General features: G+C 60.2%; 15 protein-coding genes. 5 read left to right on the forward strand and 10 right to left on the reverse strand.

Translation table 11 applies throughout. The features are described 5' to 3' along the window. The first annotated feature begins 472 nt into the window (after window positions 1-472). A complete protein-coding gene (locus HGP14_RS24965) occupies window positions 473-2,410 on the forward strand; it encodes a M23 family metallopeptidase (protein ID WP_168832566.1) in 1,938 nt (645 codons plus the stop codon). 54 nt (window positions 2,411-2,464) lie between these two features. Here the strand turns inward: HGP14_RS24965 and clpB are convergent, their stop codons facing one another. From clpB to HGP14_RS25010, 9 genes are all read right to left on the reverse strand, one after another. Further along, window positions 2,465-5,068, reverse strand: coding sequence for an ATP-dependent chaperone ClpB (gene clpB, locus HGP14_RS24970; protein WP_168832567.1), 2,604 nt, complete (start codon window positions 5,066-5,068; stop codon window positions 2,465-2,467). Between the two features lie 224 nt (window positions 5,069-5,292). Next, window positions 5,293-5,499, reverse strand: coding sequence for a hypothetical protein (locus HGP14_RS24975; protein ID WP_168832568.1), 207 nt, complete (start codon window positions 5,497-5,499; stop codon window positions 5,293-5,295). 279 nt (window positions 5,500-5,778) lie between these two features. Further along, the gene (locus HGP14_RS24980; protein WP_168832569.1) at window positions 5,779-6,189 is read right to left on the reverse strand and encodes an SRPBCC domain-containing protein; all 411 of its coding nucleotides are present in this window, start codon (window positions 6,187-6,189) and stop codon (window positions 5,779-5,781) included. Beyond that, window positions 6,186-6,509, reverse strand: coding sequence for an ArsR/SmtB family transcription factor (locus HGP14_RS24985; RefSeq protein WP_168832570.1), 324 nt, complete (start codon window positions 6,507-6,509; stop codon window positions 6,186-6,188). Before HGP14_RS24985 ends, HGP14_RS24980 begins: the two co-directional genes overlap by 4 nt. Before the next feature lie 145 nt (window positions 6,510-6,654). Beyond that, entirely contained in the window at window positions 6,655-7,359 is a 705-nt protein-coding gene (locus HGP14_RS24990) for a DUF4167 domain-containing protein (RefSeq protein ID WP_168832571.1), read from the reverse strand. A 341-nt stretch (window positions 7,360-7,700) separates the two neighbouring features. Beyond that, entirely contained in the window at window positions 7,701-8,573 is an 873-nt protein-coding gene (gene prmC, locus HGP14_RS24995) for a peptide chain release factor N(5)-glutamine methyltransferase (protein WP_168832572.1), read from the reverse strand. Next, on the reverse strand, window positions 8,570-9,649 hold the full coding sequence (prfA, locus tag HGP14_RS25000; protein WP_168832573.1) for a peptide chain release factor 1: 1,080 nt from the start codon (window positions 9,647-9,649) through the stop codon (window positions 8,570-8,572). Before prfA ends, prmC begins: the two co-directional genes overlap by 4 nt. 28 nt (window positions 9,650-9,677) lie before the next feature. Beyond that, window positions 9,678-11,945, reverse strand: coding sequence for a phosphoenolpyruvate--protein phosphotransferase (gene ptsP, locus HGP14_RS25005; protein ID WP_168832574.1), 2,268 nt, complete (start codon window positions 11,943-11,945; stop codon window positions 9,678-9,680). Between the two features lie 88 nt (window positions 11,946-12,033). Next, window positions 12,034-13,308, reverse strand: coding sequence for an aspartate kinase (locus HGP14_RS25010; protein ID WP_168832575.1), 1,275 nt, complete (start codon window positions 13,306-13,308; stop codon window positions 12,034-12,036). 344 nt (window positions 13,309-13,652) lie between these two features. Here HGP14_RS25010 and HGP14_RS25015 point away from each other — a divergent pair, with 344 nt between their 5' ends. The 3 genes from HGP14_RS25015 (at window position 13,653) to HGP14_RS25025 (ending at window position 17,262) form a co-directional block, all read left to right on the forward strand. Beyond that, window positions 13,653-15,062 (forward strand): adenylate/guanylate cyclase domain-containing protein, encoded by a 1,410-nt coding sequence (locus HGP14_RS25015; RefSeq protein WP_168832576.1) that lies wholly within the window; start codon window positions 13,653-13,655, stop codon window positions 15,060-15,062. Between the two features lie 149 nt (window positions 15,063-15,211). Beyond that, window positions 15,212-15,748, forward strand: coding sequence for a cysteine hydrolase (locus HGP14_RS25020; RefSeq protein ID WP_168832702.1), 537 nt, complete (start codon window positions 15,212-15,214; stop codon window positions 15,746-15,748). Between the two features lie 182 nt (window positions 15,749-15,930). After that, on the forward strand, window positions 15,931-17,262 hold the full coding sequence (locus HGP14_RS25025; RefSeq protein WP_168832577.1) for an APC family permease: 1,332 nt from the start codon (window positions 15,931-15,933) through the stop codon (window positions 17,260-17,262). Window positions 17,263-17,295: 33 nt separating this feature from the next. Here HGP14_RS25025 and HGP14_RS25030 read toward each other — a convergent pair whose 3' ends face one another. After that, window positions 17,296-18,078 (reverse strand): helix-turn-helix transcriptional regulator, encoded by a 783-nt coding sequence (locus HGP14_RS25030; RefSeq protein ID WP_168832578.1) that lies wholly within the window; start codon window positions 18,076-18,078, stop codon window positions 17,296-17,298. 100 nt (window positions 18,079-18,178) lie between these two features. Here HGP14_RS25030 and HGP14_RS25035 point away from each other — a divergent pair, with 100 nt between their 5' ends. Further along, a complete protein-coding gene (locus HGP14_RS25035; protein WP_168832579.1) occupies window positions 18,179-19,606 on the forward strand; it encodes an amidase in 1,428 nt (475 codons plus the stop codon). Window positions 19,607-19,630: the final 24 nt, after the last annotated feature.

Genomic DNA, 19,630 nt, shown 5'->3' on the forward strand with positions numbered 1-19,630 from the left:
CCTCAAACCATCAATCAGCAATCCAGCCAATCCGGAAACCCTAGAGCGAGAAACTTCGTCGCCAGCAGCGCCGCCGCCCTCGTTCAGTGACGCGGCTTATAAGTCCTTCCCTCAGACATAGTCAACACCGCTTTTCGGAAAAAAGTGAACTTTCTTACAACCGATTGATTTTTAACAATAATCCTCCTTGGGCAACTGGAGGGCTCGGTCGTAGGGTCCAATGCCCCGCACCGGCAGGCCGTGTGCTGCTGCAAAACGGCTCAAAATCGCCTCCGCCACTATTCCGCCCTCACAAGATCACAATCGGATGGTCTCAAGGGCGCGTGGTTTCACGGGCGCACGATTCAGGCAGGGATAGGCGCATAGATTGCGCGCGTGGCGCGATTTGACTTCCATGCCCGGAATATGCACATCTTTCGGCCCAGCCCGGGGCGGCGCCGATGAACCATGAAAGGACGCGGACAAAACTGCCATGATGACGGAGAAGATGATGATACGCTCGTTGGGCAACGAGCCTCCGCTTCTCGCCGATGGCAGACGGGCGCCAGACAGGCGCGAGGTTTCGCTGCGCTGGCTTTCGGGTACGTTCCTCACCGGCATCACCTCCAGCGTTCTGATGGGTGTGGCCCTCTTTGCGGCCCTCGACGGACGCCAGCAGCTTGCAATCCCGGCTGAAGCCTATGCCAGCGCCAATGCGGATGCTCTTGCTGATACCGGCGTCACCCGCGGGGACAGACTGATTGCACCCGCAATCGCCGCCAAGCCCTCTGACCGGGCAATCATGGAAGTCTCGACTGTGGTTCACGACGGCGACAAGGAAGTCGTCCGCCGCCAGCCGTTCTCGCATGTGAAGATGCGGCTTGCCGCAAATCATGTCACGACAGAAGACTATCCGGATTTCGACGCCCTCGCGATCTTTTCCGCCGACGAGGGGCAGCCTGCTCCGGCGGCGCGCACCGGCGCGATCTACGGTTCGGATGTCGAATCCGAAGTCAGCCTCAAGACCATTGCCTTCCCGACCGGGAAAAGCGAGTTTCAAACCCTGCCCGGCATGACCCTGGACGAAATCGAGGAGAATGTCCGCTCGAACGGTTCGGCGCTGACCGACGGCACAACGCAGGTCTCCGCGCTCTACTATGTCGACCCTCAACGTTTCTCGAACGAGGACAACGATATCGATCTGACCTCCGGCCTGTCGGCGCGTGTTCTCGAGCAGAACATGACGGTCTCCGCGCCGGAATCGATCACGCCGGAGACCGAGGAATTCGCAGACGACATCATTCCGGCTCGTCAGGACGTTACGATTGCCAAGGCGCTGATCGATTCAGGCTATCCTGAACCGCAGGCAAAGATGCTGGCGGCCAACCTGTCTGCGCTGTTCGGCAGTGAAGAACTCTCCAAGGGCGATGTCCTGCGCATCGGCATCATCCAGAAGGGGGAACAGGCGAGGCTTATCCGCGCCAGTGTCTATCGCGGAACCCGTCATCTTGTCACGATCGCGCTTGACGACAAGAACCGCTTCGTCCAGGCGAGCGAGCCGCCCATGCTTGACGCGGTCGCCACCGCTTTCGACGACAATTCCCAATCGGTACCGGCCGGCCAGAACCTGCCGAGCGTCTACGACGGCATCTACCGGGCTTCTCTCTCCTATGGCATGACCAAGGAGATGACGGCGCTGATCATCAAGCTGCTTGCGGCAAACGTCGACTTCCAGGCGCAGCTGAGGCCGACGGATTTCCTGGAGGCCTTTTTTTCGGTCGCCGATTCCAGCGGCCGCGCGACGGCGGATTCGGAGCTGCTCTACGTCAATGCCCGCTTCGGCGACACGGTGACGCGCTTCTACCGCTTTCAGGATCCAGACGGGAACGTCGACTATTTCGATCAGGACGGCAAGAGCATCCGCCAGTTTCTGCTTCGCAATCCGGTTCCGAACGGCATCTTCAAATCCGGCTTCGGCATGCGCCGCCACCCGATCCTGGGCTTTGCCCGCATGCATACCGGCGTAGACTGGGCAGCCCCGCGCGGCACGGCGATCATCGCGACCGGCAACGGCACCGTCGAAAAAGCAGGCTGGGACTCCGGCGGCTACGGCAACCAGACCATTGTCCGTCACGCCAACGGCTACGAATCCTCCTACAATCACCAGAGCGCCATCGCCAAGGGCATCGTTCCCGGCGCCAAGGTGCGCCAGGGCCAGGTGATCGGCTGGGTCGGCACGACAGGCGAATCCACCGGCCCGCACCTTCACTACGAGCTGATCGTCAACGGCACCAAGGTCGATCCGCTGCGCATCCGCCTGCCGGGCGGCAAGTCACTTGACGGCGATGCGCTGGCGAAGTTCGAGGACGAGCGCAAACGCATCGACACGCTTTTGAACAATCAGCCGGTCGATCAGGTCGCCAGCAAATAGTTCAGACAAAAACGGCGGCCGAAGCCGCCATTTTCCTTCTCTGATCGCCGGTTCTCAGGCTGCTTCGTTGACAGCAGAGCTGCGCGTACGGAACAGCAAGCGGTCCGTGCCGCTGGTGACCTTCACCGTCGACCCGTCGGGCACCTGGCCGGAGAGTATCTGCTCGGCGAGCGGATCCTGGACGTACTTCTGGATCACCCGCTTCAGCGGCCGTGCGCCATAGACCGGATCATAACCCTTGTTGGCGAGCCAGTTTCGGGCATCCTCGTCGAGGTCGATCGTGATCTTGCGCTCGGCAAGGAGTGCGATCAGCCGCTTCAACTGGATATCGACGATCGCGCCCATTTCCTCACGCTTCAGGCGATGGAACAGGATGATTTCGTCGACACGGTTCAGGAACTCCGGCCGGAAGTGAGCGCGTACGACCTCCATCACCTGCGCACGAACGGTGTCGCTGTCGTCCCCTTCCTTGAGTTGGGTCAGGTACTCGGCGCCGAGGTTCGAGGTCATGATGATCATCGTGTTGCGGAAATCGACCGTCCGGCCCTGGCCATCCGTCAGGCGGCCATCGTCCAGAACCTGCAGCAGGATGTTGAAGACATCGGGATGCGCCTTCTCGATCTCGTCGAACAACACGACCTGATACGGCCGGCGGCGAACAGCTTCGGTCAGTGCACCGCCTTCATCATAGCCGACATAGCCGGGAGGGGCGCCGATCAGCCGGGCCACGGAGTGCTTCTCCATGTATTCCGACATGTCCATGCGCACCATTGCCGTCTCGTCGTCGAAGAGGAAGCGGGCGAGCGCCTTGGTAAGCTCGGTTTTGCCAACGCCCGTCGGGCCTAGGAAGATGAATGAGCCGATCGGCCGGTTCGGATCCTGCAGGCCGGCGCGCGAACGCCTGACTGCGCGTGACACGGCCTGGACCGCATCCCCCTGGCCGATCACCCATTTGGCGAGCTCGTCTTCCATGCGAAGCAGCTTCTCGCGCTCGCCTTCCAGCATCCTGTCGACAGGAATGCCGGTCCAGCGGGAGACGACATGCGCAATGTTGTCAGGGGTCACCACCTCCTGCACCATGGCGCTGCGATCACTGTCCTGCTGCTCGGCTTCCGTCAGCTTCTTTTCCAGTTCCGGAATGACGCCATAGGTCAACTCGCCGGCACGCTGAAACTCGCCCTTGCGCTGGGCGATCGCCAGTTCGTTGCGGGCTTCGTCGAGCTGCTTCTTCAGGTCGGCGGCAAGACCGAGCTTCTGCTTTTCCGCCTGCCAGCGGGCCGTCAGGGCATCGGCCTCTTCCTCAAGACCTGTCAGCTCGGTTTCAAGCCGCGTGAGGCGATCGGCAGATGCGGCATCCGTTTCCTTCTTCAGGGCCTCGCGTTCGATCTTTAGCTGGATAATGCGGCGGTCGAGTTCGTCGAGCTCCTCGGGCTTGGAATCGACCTGCATGCGCAGCCGGGCAGCCGCCTCGTCGACAAGGTCGATGGCCTTGTCCGGCAGGAAGCGGTCGGTGATGTAGCGGTTGGACAGCGTCGCGGCAGCCACCAGCGCGGAATCCGAGATACGCACCTTGTGATGCTGCTCGTATTTTTCCTTGAGGCCGCGCAGGATCGAGATCGTGTCCTCGACGGTCGGCTCCTCGACCAACACAGGCTGGAAGCGACGGGCAAGCGCCGGATCCTTTTCGACGTGCTTTCGGTATTCGTCGAGCGTGGTCGCGCCGACGCAATGCAGTTCACCGCGGGCAAGGGCAGGCTTCAGAAGGTTGGAGGCATCCATTGCCCCATCGGCCTTGCCGGCGCCAACCAGCGTGTGCATTTCGTCAATGAAGAGAATGATCTCGCCATTTGCCGACTGCACCTCGTTGAGCACGGCCTTCAGCCGCTCTTCGAACTCGCCGCGATATTTCGCGCCGGCAATCAGAGCGCCCATGTCGAGCGCCATCAGCTTCTTGTCCTTAAGCGATTCCGGCACGTCGCCATTGACGATGCGCAAGGCGAGACCCTCGACGATCGCCGTCTTGCCGACGCCGGGCTCGCCGATCAGCACCGGATTGTTCTTGGTGCGGCGCGAAAGGACCTGGATCGTACGGCGGATTTCGTCGTCACGGCCAATAACCGGATCGAGCTTGCCCTCCCGGGCCTCACTGGTCAGATCGCGTGCGTATTTCTTCAGGGAATCGAACCCTTCCTCGGCGTTCGCGGAATCGGCCGTGCGCCCCTTTCGAATCTCGTTGATGACCTGATTGAGCGCCTGCGCGGTCACGCCGGCGTTTCTAAGGGTGGCAGACGTCGAAGCCGAGCTTTCGATCGCCAAAGCTTGCAGCAGCCGCTCGACCGTGACGAAACTGTCGCCGGCTTTCTTCGCTGCCTCTTCCGCCGTCGACAGGACCTTAGCAAGCGGCTGGGACAAATAAATGTTGCCGCCGCCGCCGGAAACCTTTGGCAGCTTGGCGAGCGCCGCATCGTTTGCAAGCCGGGCGGCCTTGGGATCTCCGCCGGCGCGTTCGATCAGCGAAGCGGACATGCCCTGGTCGTCGTCGAGCAGGACCTTGAGGACATGCTCCGGTGTAAATTGCTGGTGCCCCTGCGCCAGAGCATAAGTCTGGGCGGACTGGATGAAACCCCGCACCCGCTCGGAGTACTTTTCAATATTCATGCTGTACCTCCATAAATCGCCCTGCCCTAATATAAGGCGCAGGCCGATGACTGAGATTGAGCTCCCTCAAAAGGCGAGCCCTGTCCGCCGCATCTGGCATTTGCCGCGAACAAACCTGGTCAGGATATGGTGGAGAATCTGTAGAGTTTAAAGGGGCATGCGGCGGGAAAATCCGTCCGGCTTGAGCGCACCGGGCGGTGGCTCTTCGTTCTCAAATTGGTGCGTCATGCGCTGCGCCGGTTGCCGACATAGGGTAGGGCGAACAGATAGAGGCCGGTGAACAACAGCAGGAAGAGCGGCGGCAACGGCGAGTAAACCACCCAGGCGGGTGGCGTCCCCAACGCCATGGCGGCGAAGTTGGCAATGACCGTCACCGTAAAGACCATGGAAAGCCAACGATGGACCTGCCGGATATATTTATTCCAATTCAATGATCGCTCCTCCTCAACGAAGCCGGATGCCGGCCGTCGGTCATAAATCCGTTTTTCACTCAACTCGATGCTGTCTTCTTCGTTCGCGGCTTGGCGGCGAGCGACATGAGCGCCCTCAAGGCTTCCTTGTCGATTTCGCCTCCCGCGCATGGATGGCACGCCTGATATTGCCCTCGAGGCTGGAATGGCAGAGACGCGAGGGATCTGTCCGCCGGATAAGCGCCCTGATCCGGGCAAGAGTCTCGCTGCGCCAGTCGGCTTTATCCGTCGGGACTGGCCTCAGTCCGCCCGCGCCAGAACCTGCTCCAGATTCGCAAAGAACTTCTGCCAGCCGAACCGGGCGCCGTTGTAGGCCTGCTGCTGATCCGGCCGGAAGCCAGATTGCTCCATGCGCAGGTGCGTTCCCGTGCTGGTCGGCGTCAGTGTCCAGATGACAACGCTCTCGAGTCCATGAGCTGCCCAGGTGTAGGAAAGCGTCCTGTTCGGCTCGACTTCCAGGACTTTGCAATCGACGGCACCCCAGTCGGCGCTGAGTTTGAAGATGTGGTGCAAGACGGGCCTGAAGTCGTTCTTCATGAGCCACTCCTCGATCAGATGCGGCTGTGTCAGCGCCCGCCAGATCTTTTCCGGCGGAAAAGCAACGTGGCGTTCGACGACGACGGAGAGTGTTTCGGTCGAGGTCAGGGTCATTGGTCCATCCTTTTGAGCAAATCTTCGAGATCGTCGAACCGACTTTCCCAGAAGCCGGCCATCTGGCTCGTCCAGTCGACCAATGGGGCGAGCGCCTTACGCTGCGCGCTATAGTGCGTCTGGCGGCCTTCGTGACGGTCGCGAACCAGGCCGGCGTCCTTCAGAACCTTGAGATGTTTCGAAACGACCGGCTGCGAAACGCCGGCCTGCGCCGTCAGGGCGCCGACCGTCTTCTCCCCCTCACGGCACAGCCGTTCGAAGATGGCCCGCCGGGTCGGGTCGGCAAGCGTCCTGAAAAGCGCATCATGGGTGTTCGTCACCGGAAATTCATACCTCATTGGCTATGGATTGACGTATAGCCGGCGAGGTATGAATATGTCAAGCGGCAATGCCGATAACCCGTCGCGCAAAAGAAAAGGCCGCTCGGGGAGCGGCCTTTGATCAAACCATCGTCTTGAAACGAAATTACTCGGAAGCCGCTTCCGCCAGCGCCGGCGCAGGCGTCTCGTTTGAAGCGCCCTCACCGGCATCTTCACCCTCGGCGCCACGGCGCGGACGGCGCGGGCGACTGCCGGCATTGCGGCGGCGAGGCTGGCGCTCCCGCGGGGCGGCGGAGGTTTCTTCCTCCATGGCGACTTCGGCTGGAATTCCTTCGATTTCCGGCTGCGGACCGGTCCCGTCAATGGCTTCCTGCTCCGCAACTGGAGCCGGAGCCGGAGCCGGGGCTGCCGCTTCCGCGCGCTGCTCGCGGCGATGCTGCTCGCGCGGCGGCTGAACGACAACAACTTCGTCGCCGTCTACCGTATCCAGCTCGTCACCTTCGCGCTCGAGACCGTCGCGGTCCGTGTATTCGTTCCGATCATCGCGCTGGAAGCGTTCCTGCATCTGCGCCTGGGCGGCCGCAATGATCCGGTTGTAGTGCTCTGCATGCTGCAGGTAATTTTCAGCGATGACGCGGTCGCCGGAGCTTTGTGCATCACGGGCAAGCTGCGCGTATTTTTCAGCAATATGCTGAGCCGTACCGCGAATCTTCACGTCGGGGCCGGAGCTGTCGTAGCTCCGAGTCAGCGGATTGCCGCCCTTGCGGTTGAAATTGTTATTATTGTTATTTCCGCCGCCGTTGTTGTTACCACGCCCTCGACCGCGCTTGTTCTGCTGTCCTGGCCTCATAGATCGCTCACCTGAATTCTCTGTTTGTGTGGATTGATGGCACCAACCGCCGTGGCCGGAAAACCGACTCAGAGCCTTCGTGCCGCAAGCATAATGCGCCTTCGCGCCGACCCGCCGCTTGTTCTCAAGTCATATTGACTGATTCACGCATTGGGTCGTGTTCAACCTTTGAAACTCTCGTTTAAAAGAGTGGACCCCCGAGGCTGACCAAGTACCGAACGAATCTGTGTTCATTCCTGACTGCCCAACACGTAGGGGCAACCTATATTGCTTCCCTCGGAAATCCAAGCCCTTTCTTCGCAATAGCAATATTGTTCTGTTCCCATGCTGCAATTTGTCGCTCAAGCATTGAGTGCGAACACGAGCACCCGGTCATTTTGGCCATAGTCTTTTGCCGATCCGACACACTGGAAGCCCGCAGCCTCGAAGACCGCCGTCACATCATTCCGCTGATCGTAGCCGATTTCTAATCCTATGACGCCATCTGGCCGCATAAACCTGGCCGCATCCTTGGCTATCGCTTTGTACGCGTCAAGCCCATCAGGGCCACCGTCCAGTGCTGCCGCCGGATCAAATTTCGTCACTTCAGGAGCTAGGTTGGCAATGACATTGGAAGCAATATAGGGCGGATTTGAGACGATCGCGTGAAACGTGCCACTGATGTTCTGAAACCAGCTCGACTGCACGACTTCGAAACGCTCCCCTAGTCCATTTCTTTCAGCGTTTGATTTTGCCGTGCTCAGGGCATCTGCCGATACATCGCTACCGATAGCCGATGCTTCCGGACATTCGCTCAACAGCGCGAGGCATATCGCCCCGGTTCCGGTTCCTACGTCAAGGATATGGAGATGGCCTTCCGTTTTTGCAAGACCTCTCAAAAAAGGAAGTATCGTATCGACGAGGATTTCCGTATCGGGCCGGGGTTCCAGTGTTCCTTCGGAAAGCGAGAGCGGCAATCCGTAGAATTCCCGCTCGCCGAGGATGCGATGGACCGGTTCATGCGCCAGGCGTCTTTTCACCGCAACCTTGATCAGCGCTACCTTTTCTTCGGCGAGGCGCTCATCGCCGCGCGACAGCATTTCCGTCGATGAGAATTTCAGCAGTCCGGCAACGAGCAGTCTCGCGTCTGTCACGGGATCGGCGATACCGGCTTCGATGAAGCGGCGGCGGGCTTCGGCCAAAGTTTCGGAAACCGTCGGCCCTTCCCCCGTCATTGCTGCTCGCCAAGCTGCGCCAGCTGACTTGCCTGATAGTCGGCAAGCAGTGCATCCACCACTTCATCGATCTCGCCTTCCATCATCCGGTCGAGCTTGTAGAGCGTCAGGTTGATCCGGTGATCGGTGATGCGTCCCTGCGGGAAATTGTAGGTCCGTATTCGCTCCGAGCGATCACCGGACCCCACCTGGCTCTTGCGATCGGCAGATCGTTCGCTGTCGGCCCTTTGCCGTTCTGCATCGAAGAGCCTCGAACGCAGAACTTGCATGGCCTTGGCGCGATTCTGGTGTTGCGACTTTTCCGAGCTGGTGACGACGATGCCGGTCGGCAGATGCGTGATGCGGACAGCCGAATCCGTGGTATTGACGTGCTGCCCCCCCGCGCCCGACGAACGCATTGTATCGATGCGAATGTCTTCCGGCCGGATCTCGATATCGATTTCCTCAGCTTCCGGCAGCACGGCGACTGTCGCCGCCGACGTGTGGATGCGTCCGCCGGCTTCCGTTTCGGGCACGCGCTGCACCCGGTGCACGCCGGACTCGAACTTCAACTTGGCGAAAACGCCCTTGCCGGTAATCGTGGCGATAATTTCTTTATAACCGCCCGCTTCACCCTCGCTTGCGGAAAGGATTTCGACCTTCCAGCCATTCGCCGCGGCGAAGCGTTCGTACATCCGAAAAAGATCACCGGCGAAAAGTGCTGCTTCCGAACCGCCTGTGCCGGCGCGGATCTCGAGGATAGCGCTCTTTTCGTCGGCCGCGTCCTTCGGCAGCAGCAGAATCTGGATTTCCTGCTCCAGCGTGTCGATGCGCTCCTTGACTTCCGGCAGCTCCAATTCGGCGAGATCGCGCATCTCGCGATCGACGGACTTGTCCCCGAGCAATGCTTCGAGATCGGCGAGTTCCGCAACGGCCTTTTCATACGCGCGGATCTTGGCGACGACCGACTGCAACTCGGAATATTCGGATGCGAGCTTCACATAGACATCGGCGGACGGGCCAGCCGACATGCGCGCTTCGATTTCACTGAAGCGGCGTTCCAGCTCGCGCATCTTTTCAACGGGAAGCTTCGCCACCCTTCACTCCGATTCTTTTTATGGTTTGCTAAAGGGGAATATTGTTACTCGCGGCGAAGCCGACAAGCACCTCGCGTACCGGCGTCGTAGACACGACATCGTCCAACGCCTGGTTCACGACTTTGGAAAGGGCTTCAACTTCGAGCGCAAGCAGCATCGCTTTCACCGGCCCGATTGAGGCCGGCGACATTGAGACCGAACGGAACCCGATACCGAGCAGCGCCATCGCCGAAATCGGCTTGCCTGCCAGCTCACCGCAAAGCGTGACAGGAGTGTTATTGCGCTCGCCGGCCCGCACGATCTCGCGAAGAATACGGAGGAACGGCTTGCCAAGCGGATCGAAGCGGTCCGAGACCCGTGCATTTCCGCGATCGACCGCCATCGAGAACTGGAAGAGGTCGTTGGACCCCACAGAGACGAAATCGACTGCCGCCATCAGTTCGTCAAGCTGCCAGAGCAGCGCCGGCACCTCCACCATCGCGCCGAATTGCAGCTTGCGAGGCAAACCGTGGCCGAAGCGGGAAAGATGCTGCACTTCTTTCTGCAGCAATTCGCGCACCGCGGCGATTTCGGAGACCTCGGTCACCATCGGCACCATGAGCTTCAGCTCGATGCCCGCCGCAGCCCTCAGCATGGCACGAAGCTGCGTCCGCAGCAGTCCCGGCCGATCGAGTGCAAGGCGGATCGCACGCCAGCCCAGCGCCGGATTCTCTTCCTCATGGCCGCGGAAATAGGGCACTACTTTGTCGCCACCAATATCGAGCGTGCGGAAGGTGACGACGCGGCCGGCCGCCTGCTTCACGACGTTGCGGTAGAAAAGCTCCTGCTCCTCCGCCTTCGGCATGGTCGACGCGATCATGAACTGCAGTTCTGTGCGGAAAAGCCCGATTCCTTCAGCCCCCGATTCCGCGAGCTGCGGCAGATCGACCAGAAGGCCGGCATTCATCAGCAGAGAGATGCGCTGTCCGTCCTTGGTGAGCGGTTCGACGGAGCGCAGCGCCCGGAACTGTTCCTGCCGGCGGGCCCGGAAGCGCACCTTCTCCTCGTAGGACCGCTGATGCTCCGGCAGGGGCCGCAAGTGCACATGGCCCTCATCGCCATCGATGATGATAGCGTCGCCGTTTTCGGCAAGCGCTACAACGCCGGCCGCCTGCCCGATCACCGGAATGCCCATGGCGCGCGCGACGATCACCACATGGCTGGTGACCGCGCCTTCTTCCAGCACAAGGCCACGCACATTGGCGCGCGGATAATCGAGAAGCTCGGCCGCGCCCATGGCGCGCGCCAGAATGATCGCATCGTTCGGGAATCCATCGCCCGCTGTCCGGCCCGAATATCCGGTGAGCTGCCGCAGCAGCCGGTTCGCCAGATCCTCGAAATCATGCATGCGTTCGCGCAGATACGGATCTGTCAAGCGCATCATACGCGCCTTGGTATCGCTCTGCACCTTTTCGACCGCGGCCTCTGCCGTGAGCCCGTTTCGGATCGCTTCTTCGAGCTTCCTCACCCAGCCCTGGTCGTGAGCGAACATGCGATAGGTTTCGAGAACTTCGCGATGCTCACCCTCCATCGAGACGTCTCGCTGCGACAGCAGATCGTCAATCGAAATTCTGAGCGAGCCCAACGCCTCCGAAAGTCGGCGTATCTCCTTCTCCGAGTCCTCGTTCAGCAGGTTGGTGACGACGACGCGCGGCTCGTGCAGTACGACATAACCAAGCCCGATGCCCTCATTGTAGGTATCGCCGTCGATCGTCACCGAACGCGTCAGATCGAGTTCGAGACCCGGCTTGGTGATCTTCTTCAGCTCGCCGGTGGCGATCATTTCGGCGAGCACCATCGCCGTGGTTTCGAGTGCTTCCAGCTCTTCTTCGCGGTAGGTGCGGCTCGCCTTGTTCTGCACGACGAGAACGCCAAGCGAGCGCCCGGTGCGCAGGATCGGCACGCCAAGGAACGAATGGTAGATTTCTTCGCCGGTCTCCGGAAGATAGCGGAAGGCTGGATGCGATTGCGCGTCGGAAAGGTTCAGCGGTTGCGCCGAAGCCGCGATCGTGCCGACAAGCCCCTGCCCCATCTTCAGCTGGGACAGGTGGACAGCCTCTTTCTTCAGGCCTTCTGTTGCATAGAGCTCGAGAACGCCGTCAGCGCGCAGCACATAGACGGAGCAGACCTCCGCCACCATGTTGCTGGCGATCTGGCGAACGATCCGATCGAGACGCTCTTGTGGCTCCAGCGGCTCCGCCATCAACTCGCGCAGCCGCTTGAGCAACACGCGCGGACCGCCGGAAAGGTCTCTCATTGCGTCTCAAGCTCCAAATCAAAAGCAGGATAACCCGGCAGGCCGCCACTTTCTACTTAACTCGAACGTGCGGCACACCTGCTGGGAATCAATTCTTATCCAGACCGTAGCAGGAATGCAAAGTCCTGACAGCGAGTTCAGCATAAGGACCGTCGATCAGGATAGAAATCTTGATTTCCGAGGTCGTGATCGCCTTGATATTGATGCCCTTTTCGGCAAGAGCCTTAAAAGCGGTGGCAGCAACGCCTGCGTGCGAACGCATGCCGATGCCGATAACCGAAACCTTGACCAGCCCCGATTCGTTCTGGACGACGTCGTAGCCGATCTTTTCCTTGTTCTCGCCAAGCACCTTGATTGCCTTCTCGACGTCGCCCGAAGGCACGGTGAAGGTCATATCCGTCTTGGAGCCGTCCTCGGAGATGTTCTGGACGATCATGTCGACATTGATATGGCTCTCGGCCAAAGGCCCGAAGATCGCTGCCGAGACGCCCGGCCGGTCTGCGAGACGGCGAAGCGAGATCTGAGCCTCATCCTTGGCGTAGGCGATGCCGGTGACTACTTCCTGTTCCACGATTTCATCCTCGTCACAAATCAGCGTTCCGGGCGGGTTCAAGAAATCACCCATGCCCGGAGCATCGGGATCTTCGAAAGAGGAGCGCACGAAGGTACGAACCTTGTGCACCATAGCGAGTTCCACCGAGCGAACCTGCAGAACCTTGGCGCCGAGCGACGCCATTTCGAGCATTTCCTCGAAGGCGATCTTTTTCAAACGGCGCGCCTGCGGCACGATACGCGGATCGGTCGTGTAGACGCCGTCGACATCCGTATAGATATCGCAGCGATCGGCCTTGACCGCCGCCGCAATCGCAACCGCCGACGTATCCGAGCCGCCGCGGCCGAGCGTCGCGATGCGGTTGTCCGGTCCAAGACCCTGGAACCCGGCGATGACGGCAACCTGCCCCTCGCCCATGCGCTTGACGATATCGGCACCGTCGATTTCGAGAATGCGCGCTGCGCCATGCGCATTGTCCGTGCGGATTGGGATCTGCCAGCCCTGCCAGGAGCGCGCGTTGATGTCCATCGCCTGCAATGCAATCGCCAGCAGCCCCGACGTCACCTGCTCGCCGGAGGCGACGACGGCATCATATTCGCGCGCATCGTAGAAAGGCGAATTGGCGCCGACGACCTTCGGCGTGCCCTGCACCCAGCCGACCAGTTCGTTGGTCTTGCCGGACATCGCGGACACGACGACGGCCACCTCATGGCCGGCATCGACTTCGCGTTTGACGTGGCGAGCAACGTTCTTGATGCGGTCCAGATCAGCGACGGACGTGCCGCCGAATTTCATTACGATGCGTGCCATAAGCCTCTACCACAGCAAACCGCCGGGAGAGACGAAAGCCCGACCCGGCACCACAAAGCCTTGGAAAGCGGCATGGCCAAAGAGCCCGGGAATTGGGAGTTCTGGAACCCTTCTTAGGCCTTGCGCCCAAGGGCCCAAGTTGCGGCGTCTCTTAGCGAGTTTGAAGTGGGGTGGCAAGGTGGACGCATTGAGATTGGAATAGCAGGTTGGAGCGAAACCTCGTGCCGCAAGAAAATCAGTCCAAAGTCGGCGGTCAGGCCGAGCCCGATTTGCGGCTGGTGCAAACTGCACCCTCTTTGGAGAAATTCGCTGATCGCGCGTCCAATTCAGTGTAAGATGCATCCATGAGTGAAGCTCAGACTTTATTCTCAGCTCTGCGCCAGTCGGCACAGCCGAAAGTCGTTGATGCTATCGAACGTCTGGTCCGTGAAGCGCCCGACCGCAAGCTTTGTCGTGTCAATCCACTTGCCTTCGCCGCCAGCGAGGGGCTCAACGAAGAACAGGTGATCAACGCCTTTCTGCACGCGTCTCAGCTGGGCGTGTTCGACCTGTCATGGAACGTACTCTGCCCAGGCTGCGGCGGCGTGCTGGATGCCAATACCTCCCTGAGGACCGTGCAGAGCGACGAGTATAGCTGCGCGCTTTGCGCGGCCGGTTATGAGCCGACACTGGACGAGATGGTCGAGGTGACCTTCACCATCAGTCCCCGCGTGCGCCACATTGAAGCCCACAATCCTCATGAATTGCCGCCGTTGGAGTATTACCGGCAAATCTACTGGAGTTCAGGGGTCGATCTGCCCGAGGACGGGTTTGAGGAAAAGATCGACGAATTCATCGTTGAATGCTTGGAACTGCCGCCCGGCGAGAAGGCGGTCATCTCCTTGCAGTTGCCGGCAGAGTTCGTCATCGTCTTCGAGCCGGTCACCCACTCGGCGCAATTTCTCGATGTCAAAGGCGAGCCGACGAAAGAGCGGCAGAGTCTTTCGCTCGTATTCGACCGAGCCCACCGGCACAGCGAGCCTCTCAAGCTGCGGCCCGGCCCGATGCGCATTTCGTTGGAAAACCACACCGATGTTCGCACGTTGCCATCGGTCGCCGTTGCAAACGACGCGCTGCACGAATTGCTTGGCCGCCGCCGTCCCTTCCTGACTGCCAAGCGCTTGCTCTCGAACCAGACATTCCGCGATATCTTTCGCACGGACACCATAGAAGTGGACCAGCGTCTGAAGATCACCAGCCTGACCTTCCTCTTCACCGACCTGCGCGGCTCCACCGAGCTTTATGAAAGGGTTGGTGACCTGGCGGCATTCGATCTGGTGAAAACGCATTTCGGTATCCTCAACGAAATCGTGGGAGCGGAGGCGGGCGCCGTCGTCAAGACGATCGGCGACGCGGTGATGGCCACGTTCCCGACTCCGGATCGCGCTGTCGTCGCAGCCATGCGGATGCGCGAGGCGATGCGCAAACTCAACGACGAGCGCGGCAGCGAGGACCTGCTTTTAAAGATCGGCATCCATGAGGGCCCATGCATCGCCGTTAACCTCAACGAGCGGCAGGATTACTTCGGGCAAACGGTGAATATCGCCTCGCGCGTTCAGCACCTTGCCACCTCTCGTGAAATCTTCGCCACCGGCTCCGTGCTTGGCGACCCGAGCGCCTTCAACCTTCTGACGGATCGCGGTCTCAATCCCATATCGCAAAAAGTCGCGCTTCGCGGCATCGCGAACGAAATCAGCATCTTTGCGATCCCGTGAGCCACTGCTGGTCCTCATTGATCCGCGGCGTACGCCACTCCGTCCCAACGATATCCAAGGACCCCGACGACCCTCTGCCGAATTAGGGGACGGAGGAGTTTCCATTGAACAAAAGCACGCTCGAAAACTGGCGCCATATCTGTGTCGACATGCAACGTCTCTTTGCGGAAGACACGCCTTGGCATGTCGTGTGGATGGATCGCGTACTGCCGCAGGTCTTTGAGATCGCCTCGACCTATCCCGAACGCACCATCTTTACGCGCTTCCTGACGCCGGAAACGAAGGACGCGGCAAAAGGCTCCTGGCGTGATTACTATGAAAAATGGTGGATGATGACCGGCGAACATCTACCTGCGGAGATAATGGAGCTTGTCCCCGCGCTGCAACGACTGGTGCCGCCGGCTTCCTTATTCGACAAGAAAATCTATTCCCCATGGCTCGACGGCAGGCTCGATATGGCTTTGCAAAGCCACGCAGTCGAAACGCTGGTGATCACCGGCGGCGAAACTGATGTCTGCGTCATGGCGACGTTGCTCGGGGCCGTCGACCTTGGGTACCGCATCATACTCATCGAGGATGCCCTCTGCAGCGGCGACGACCAAACGCATGAAGCCTCGCTGGAACTGCTGCGAAACCGCTTTTCCGTTCAACTCGAGCTGATGACCGCTGATGACTTCCTGCGGTAAGCACACGGCTGAGTATCACCATCTCCACATAACACCTTGGGGTTATGTTCGGCTGCCGCGCGCTCGTTCATCTTTTCTTCATAATAAGAAAATGCAGGCGAGACCTGCGCGGAACAGCTGGAATGACCTGCACCTGCGCAGTTTCAAAAAACAAACAACAACTCTTCGCGGAGGCGGAACATATGACTGATGGAGTGAAACTCGACCGGGCGCTCGGACTTTGGTCCGTCGTGCTCTTCGGCTTGGCCTACATGACGCCGATGATCGTCTTCGGCACCTTCGGCGCGCTCGCGACTGCAAGCCAGGGCACGACGGCAATGGCCTATCTTGTTGCGGCAGCAGCGATCCTGCTTACCGCCATCAGCTACGGCGTCATGGCCCGTGTCTATCCGGTGGCCGGATCGGCATATACCTATGCCCGCAAATCGATCAGCCCCAGCGTCGGCTTTCTCGTCGGCTGGGCGGTGCTGCTCGACTATTTCTTCCTGCCCATGGTCATCTGGCTGATCGGAGCCGCCTACCTGACTTCCGCTTTTCCGGCCATTCCGGCTTACGCCTGGATCCTCGGCTTCATCGTGCTCACCACGCTTGTCAACGTCGTCGGCATCGCTTTCGCCAACCGTGTCAATTTTATTCTGATGCTGGTGCAGCTCGGCGTGCTTATCGCCTTCGTCTTCCTCGCCGCACGCTATGTGATCGCAGCAAGCGGCCCGGGCGGCTTGGTTTCCGCGACACCGTTCTTCAAGGCTGACGTCCCGTTCTCGGCCTCCGTCGCCGGTGCGGCGATCGCCGCCTATTCCTTCCTTGGCTTCGACGCCGTTTCGACGTTAACTGAAGAAACCAAGGATGCGAGGCGCACCATGCCGAAAGCGATCCTGATTACGGCGCTTGCCGGCGGGCTGATATTCGTCGTCGCGGCTTACTTCACGCAGCTCGCTCATCCTGGCATGGACTTCGTCTCTGTCGACGCCGCAGCAACTGAAATCGCCAAATCGATCGGCGGCGATCTCTTTGTCACGATCTTCCTTGCAACCCTTGTTGTTGCGCAATTCACCTCGGGTCTTGCTGCGCAGGCGAGTGTCGGCCGCCTGCTTTACGCGATGGGCCGTGACAGAGTGCTGCCGTCTTCCTTTTTCGGCAACCTTCATCCCAAGTGGCATACGCCGATCTTGAACCTTGTCCTCGTTGGCATCGTCGGTCTATTGGCACTCACGATGGACGTCACGACCTCGACCTCCTTCATCAACTTCGGCGCCTTCCTCGCGTTCACCGCCGTCAACGTCTCGGTCGTTGCGCTCTACATGAAGGGTGATGCGCAGGTGAAACCGCTCGGCGCGCTGATCGGTCTGGTCATTCCAGCTCTGGCTGCAGTCTGCGACCTCTTCCTGCTCTGGAAGCTTGACGTTCACGCCAAGATGCTCGGCCTCTTCTGGCTCCTCATAGGTATCGTCTATCTCGCCTACCTGACGCGCTTGTTCCAGGCAGCTCCTCCCGAGATGGATTTCGCCGAATAACATCGAAACGAGGCCCGCCCGATCGGGCCGGCCTCACGCCAGAAAGAGCCGGAAGAGCTCGGCCTGGCTGGAAATATTGAGTTTCGCGTAAATCTGCCGGCGGTGAACCTTAACCGTGTTCAGAGACAGCTCGAGGACCGCGGCAATGGAGAGGTTGGAATGCCCCTTGAGGACCAGCGTGACGATTTCCAGCTCGCGCTTCGTCAGAAGGGGATGCTCGATCCTCGCCGCAGGTGCTGCATTCTTGATCTCCAGCGAAAGGCCGGAAACATGAAACCAGTGCCGTTCACCGAAAGCGCAGACAACTGGAGCGGCGGATTTCAGTCGCTCCAGATCCTCCGTCGAAAAGAGCGGGGCCGATCCGATTCGCGACAGCGAAAGCACGGCGGTAAAGCCGTTCTCCAGCATCATGACGAAACCGATCTCGTCGACGATCTCGGTCGCCGCGTAATGCAGCCGGTAATATTCAGACTGCTGGAAATCGTCCGGTGCGACTTCACGCATCACGATCATCCGCTCGCGGCGGTGATTGCGGATTGCGTCGTAAAACGGATCGAGCACGAAGGCCCCGGCGAGATAGCGATCGACGATGATCGCGCGCGCGGCAATGATCTTCTCGTTGTAGAGATCGAAGGCATGGCCATCAGGCGAATAGATGAAGCCATTCATCATCTGGAACGGCGCAAGGAGGCGGAGCGCCGAAGTCAACGCGTCTGGAAAGCTACGCGAACCGATAGCGTTCGCGGCATTGGCAAGGCTCGCATTCCAGACGTCGAAGGACGGCATCTGGGTGCTTGTTCTCGGAACGGAACTCATGAATGGCCCTGGCGATCAAAAAGCCGCATAACACGGTTTGCGCAGCAAGCACGCTTTGGCACCGAAATGCAATGACCCGATGGAACTGGCAGAGGACACAATGAACACGCCACTGGAAACCGCAACGCTACATCCGCTGGACCTTCCCGCAATGGAAATCGCAAGCGGAATCCGAAGGAGCTTGTTCACCTCCGAAAGCGTGGTGGCCGAATCGCTTCGGCGCGCGAAGGCCGTCTGCGAAACCCTGAACCCGTTCACCGTCATCCGCGAGGACCAGGCGCTCGAAGCTGCCCGCGCCGCAGACCGCGCCGTCGCCCGCGGCGAAGCGGTCGGCCCGCTGCACGGAGTGCCATTCGCTGCCAAGGATCTGACCCCGACTGCGGGCGATCTGACGACGCTGGGCTCCTGGACCAAGGGCGATTGGGTGCCCGGCGAAACGGCGCTCTGTATCCGGCGCTTGCAAGCCGCCGGTGCAATTCTAATGGGAAAGACGACGACGCCGGAATTCGCCTTTGCGAGCTTCACCAGCAGCCCTCGCTGGGGTGTAACCCGCAATCCATGGAATCCAGCGCGGACTTCCGGCGGCTCCTCCGGGGGCTCGGCTGTTGCGGTCGCCACCGGCGTCGTTCCTCTCGCGGAAGGCACGGATATGGGCGGCTCGGTGCGAATTCCCGCGGCATTCTGTGGCACGGTCGGCTTGAAGCCGAGTCTCGGACGGATTCCGATGACGATCCTGCCGAGTGTCTTCGACAACATCTCGCATTTCGGCCCACTGGCGCGCACGGTGGGCGACGCCATCGCCTTCATGGAAACGACATGCGGCCCGAGCGACGAGGATATTTCCTCGCTGCCGATCGGCTTTGTGTCGCAAGTGGCGCGAAACGGCAACCTGGAAGGCAAACGCTTCGCGTTGTCGATGGACCTCGGCTACTACCGGATCCAGCCGGAAGTAGAGCAGGTCATACTGGCCGCCGCTGAGGAACTGCGCGGCGCGGGCGCCATCGTCGATGAAGTCCCGATGCACTGGACGCGCTCGGTGAACGACGAATGGTTCGATCTCTGGTGCGTTTTCATGTCCGGTTTCTTTGGCGAAACAATCGCCGAGTACCGGGAAAAAATGGATCCAGCCATCGTAGCTGCGATCGAACGCGGACTTTCGATGAATGCCACCGCCTACAAGCGCGTGGAACTGTTGCGCACCTCGATGTGGCGCAATATGGCAAAGCTTTTCGAATCCTACGACGCGCTGCTTTGCCCCACCTGTGCGATCACCGCGCCGCTCGCCAGCGAATGCGACGATGACTATGTCGGCACCGATGCGGATGGCCGTTTCGTCGGGCTCGACATGACCTGCCCCTTCAACATGCTGCCGCAACTGCCGGCGCTTTCCCTACCGGTCGGGCTGGCCACGAATGGCCTGCCGGTCGGACTGCAGATCGTCGGGCGACGCTTTGCCGACGAGCATGTTCTTGCGATGGGCGCGGCCCTCGAGGCGCGTCTTGCCGTTCCCCGTCTGCCCGCCCCTTGACTTATGCTGCCGATCGTCCGACTT

Source organism: Rhizobium sp. P32RR-XVIII, assembly GCF_012641395.1.
Taxonomy (GTDB): domain Bacteria; phylum Pseudomonadota; class Alphaproteobacteria; order Rhizobiales; family Rhizobiaceae; genus Rhizobium.

Excerpts from the sequence above, each read along its gene's own strand:
- HGP14_RS24965 (WP_168832566.1), top strand. The coding sequence starts at position 473 with ATGATGACGGAGAAGATGATGATACGCTCGTTGGGCAACGAGCCTCCG.
- HGP14_RS25035 (WP_168832579.1), top strand. The coding sequence starts at position 18,179 with ATGAACACGCCACTGGAAACCGCAACGCTACATCCGCTGGACCTTCCC.
- HGP14_RS24990 (WP_168832571.1), bottom strand. The coding sequence starts at position 7,359 with ATGAGGCCAGGACAGCAGAACAAGCGCGGTCGAGGGCGTGGTAACAAC.
- ptsP (WP_168832574.1), bottom strand. The coding sequence starts at position 11,945 with ATGAGAGACCTTTCCGGCGGTCCGCGCGTGTTGCTCAAGCGGCTGCGC.
- HGP14_RS25015 (WP_168832576.1), top strand. The coding sequence starts at position 13,653 with ATGAGTGAAGCTCAGACTTTATTCTCAGCTCTGCGCCAGTCGGCACAG.
- HGP14_RS25020 (WP_168832702.1), top strand. The coding sequence starts at position 15,212 with ATGCAACGTCTCTTTGCGGAAGACACGCCTTGGCATGTCGTGTGGATG.
- prmC (WP_168832572.1), bottom strand. The coding sequence starts at position 8,573 with ATGACGGGGGAAGGGCCGACGGTTTCCGAAACTTTGGCCGAAGCCCGC.
- HGP14_RS25030 (WP_168832578.1), bottom strand. The coding sequence starts at position 18,078 with ATGAGTTCCGTTCCGAGAACAAGCACCCAGATGCCGTCCTTCGACGTC.
- HGP14_RS25025 (WP_168832577.1), top strand. The coding sequence starts at position 15,931 with ATGACTGATGGAGTGAAACTCGACCGGGCGCTCGGACTTTGGTCCGTC.
- HGP14_RS25010 (WP_168832575.1), bottom strand. The coding sequence starts at position 13,308 with ATGGCACGCATCGTAATGAAATTCGGCGGCACGTCCGTCGCTGATCTG.
- clpB (WP_168832567.1), bottom strand. The coding sequence starts at position 5,068 with ATGAATATTGAAAAGTACTCCGAGCGGGTGCGGGGTTTCATCCAGTCC.
- HGP14_RS24980 (WP_168832569.1), bottom strand. The coding sequence starts at position 6,189 with ATGACCCTGACCTCGACCGAAACACTCTCCGTCGTCGTCGAACGCCAC.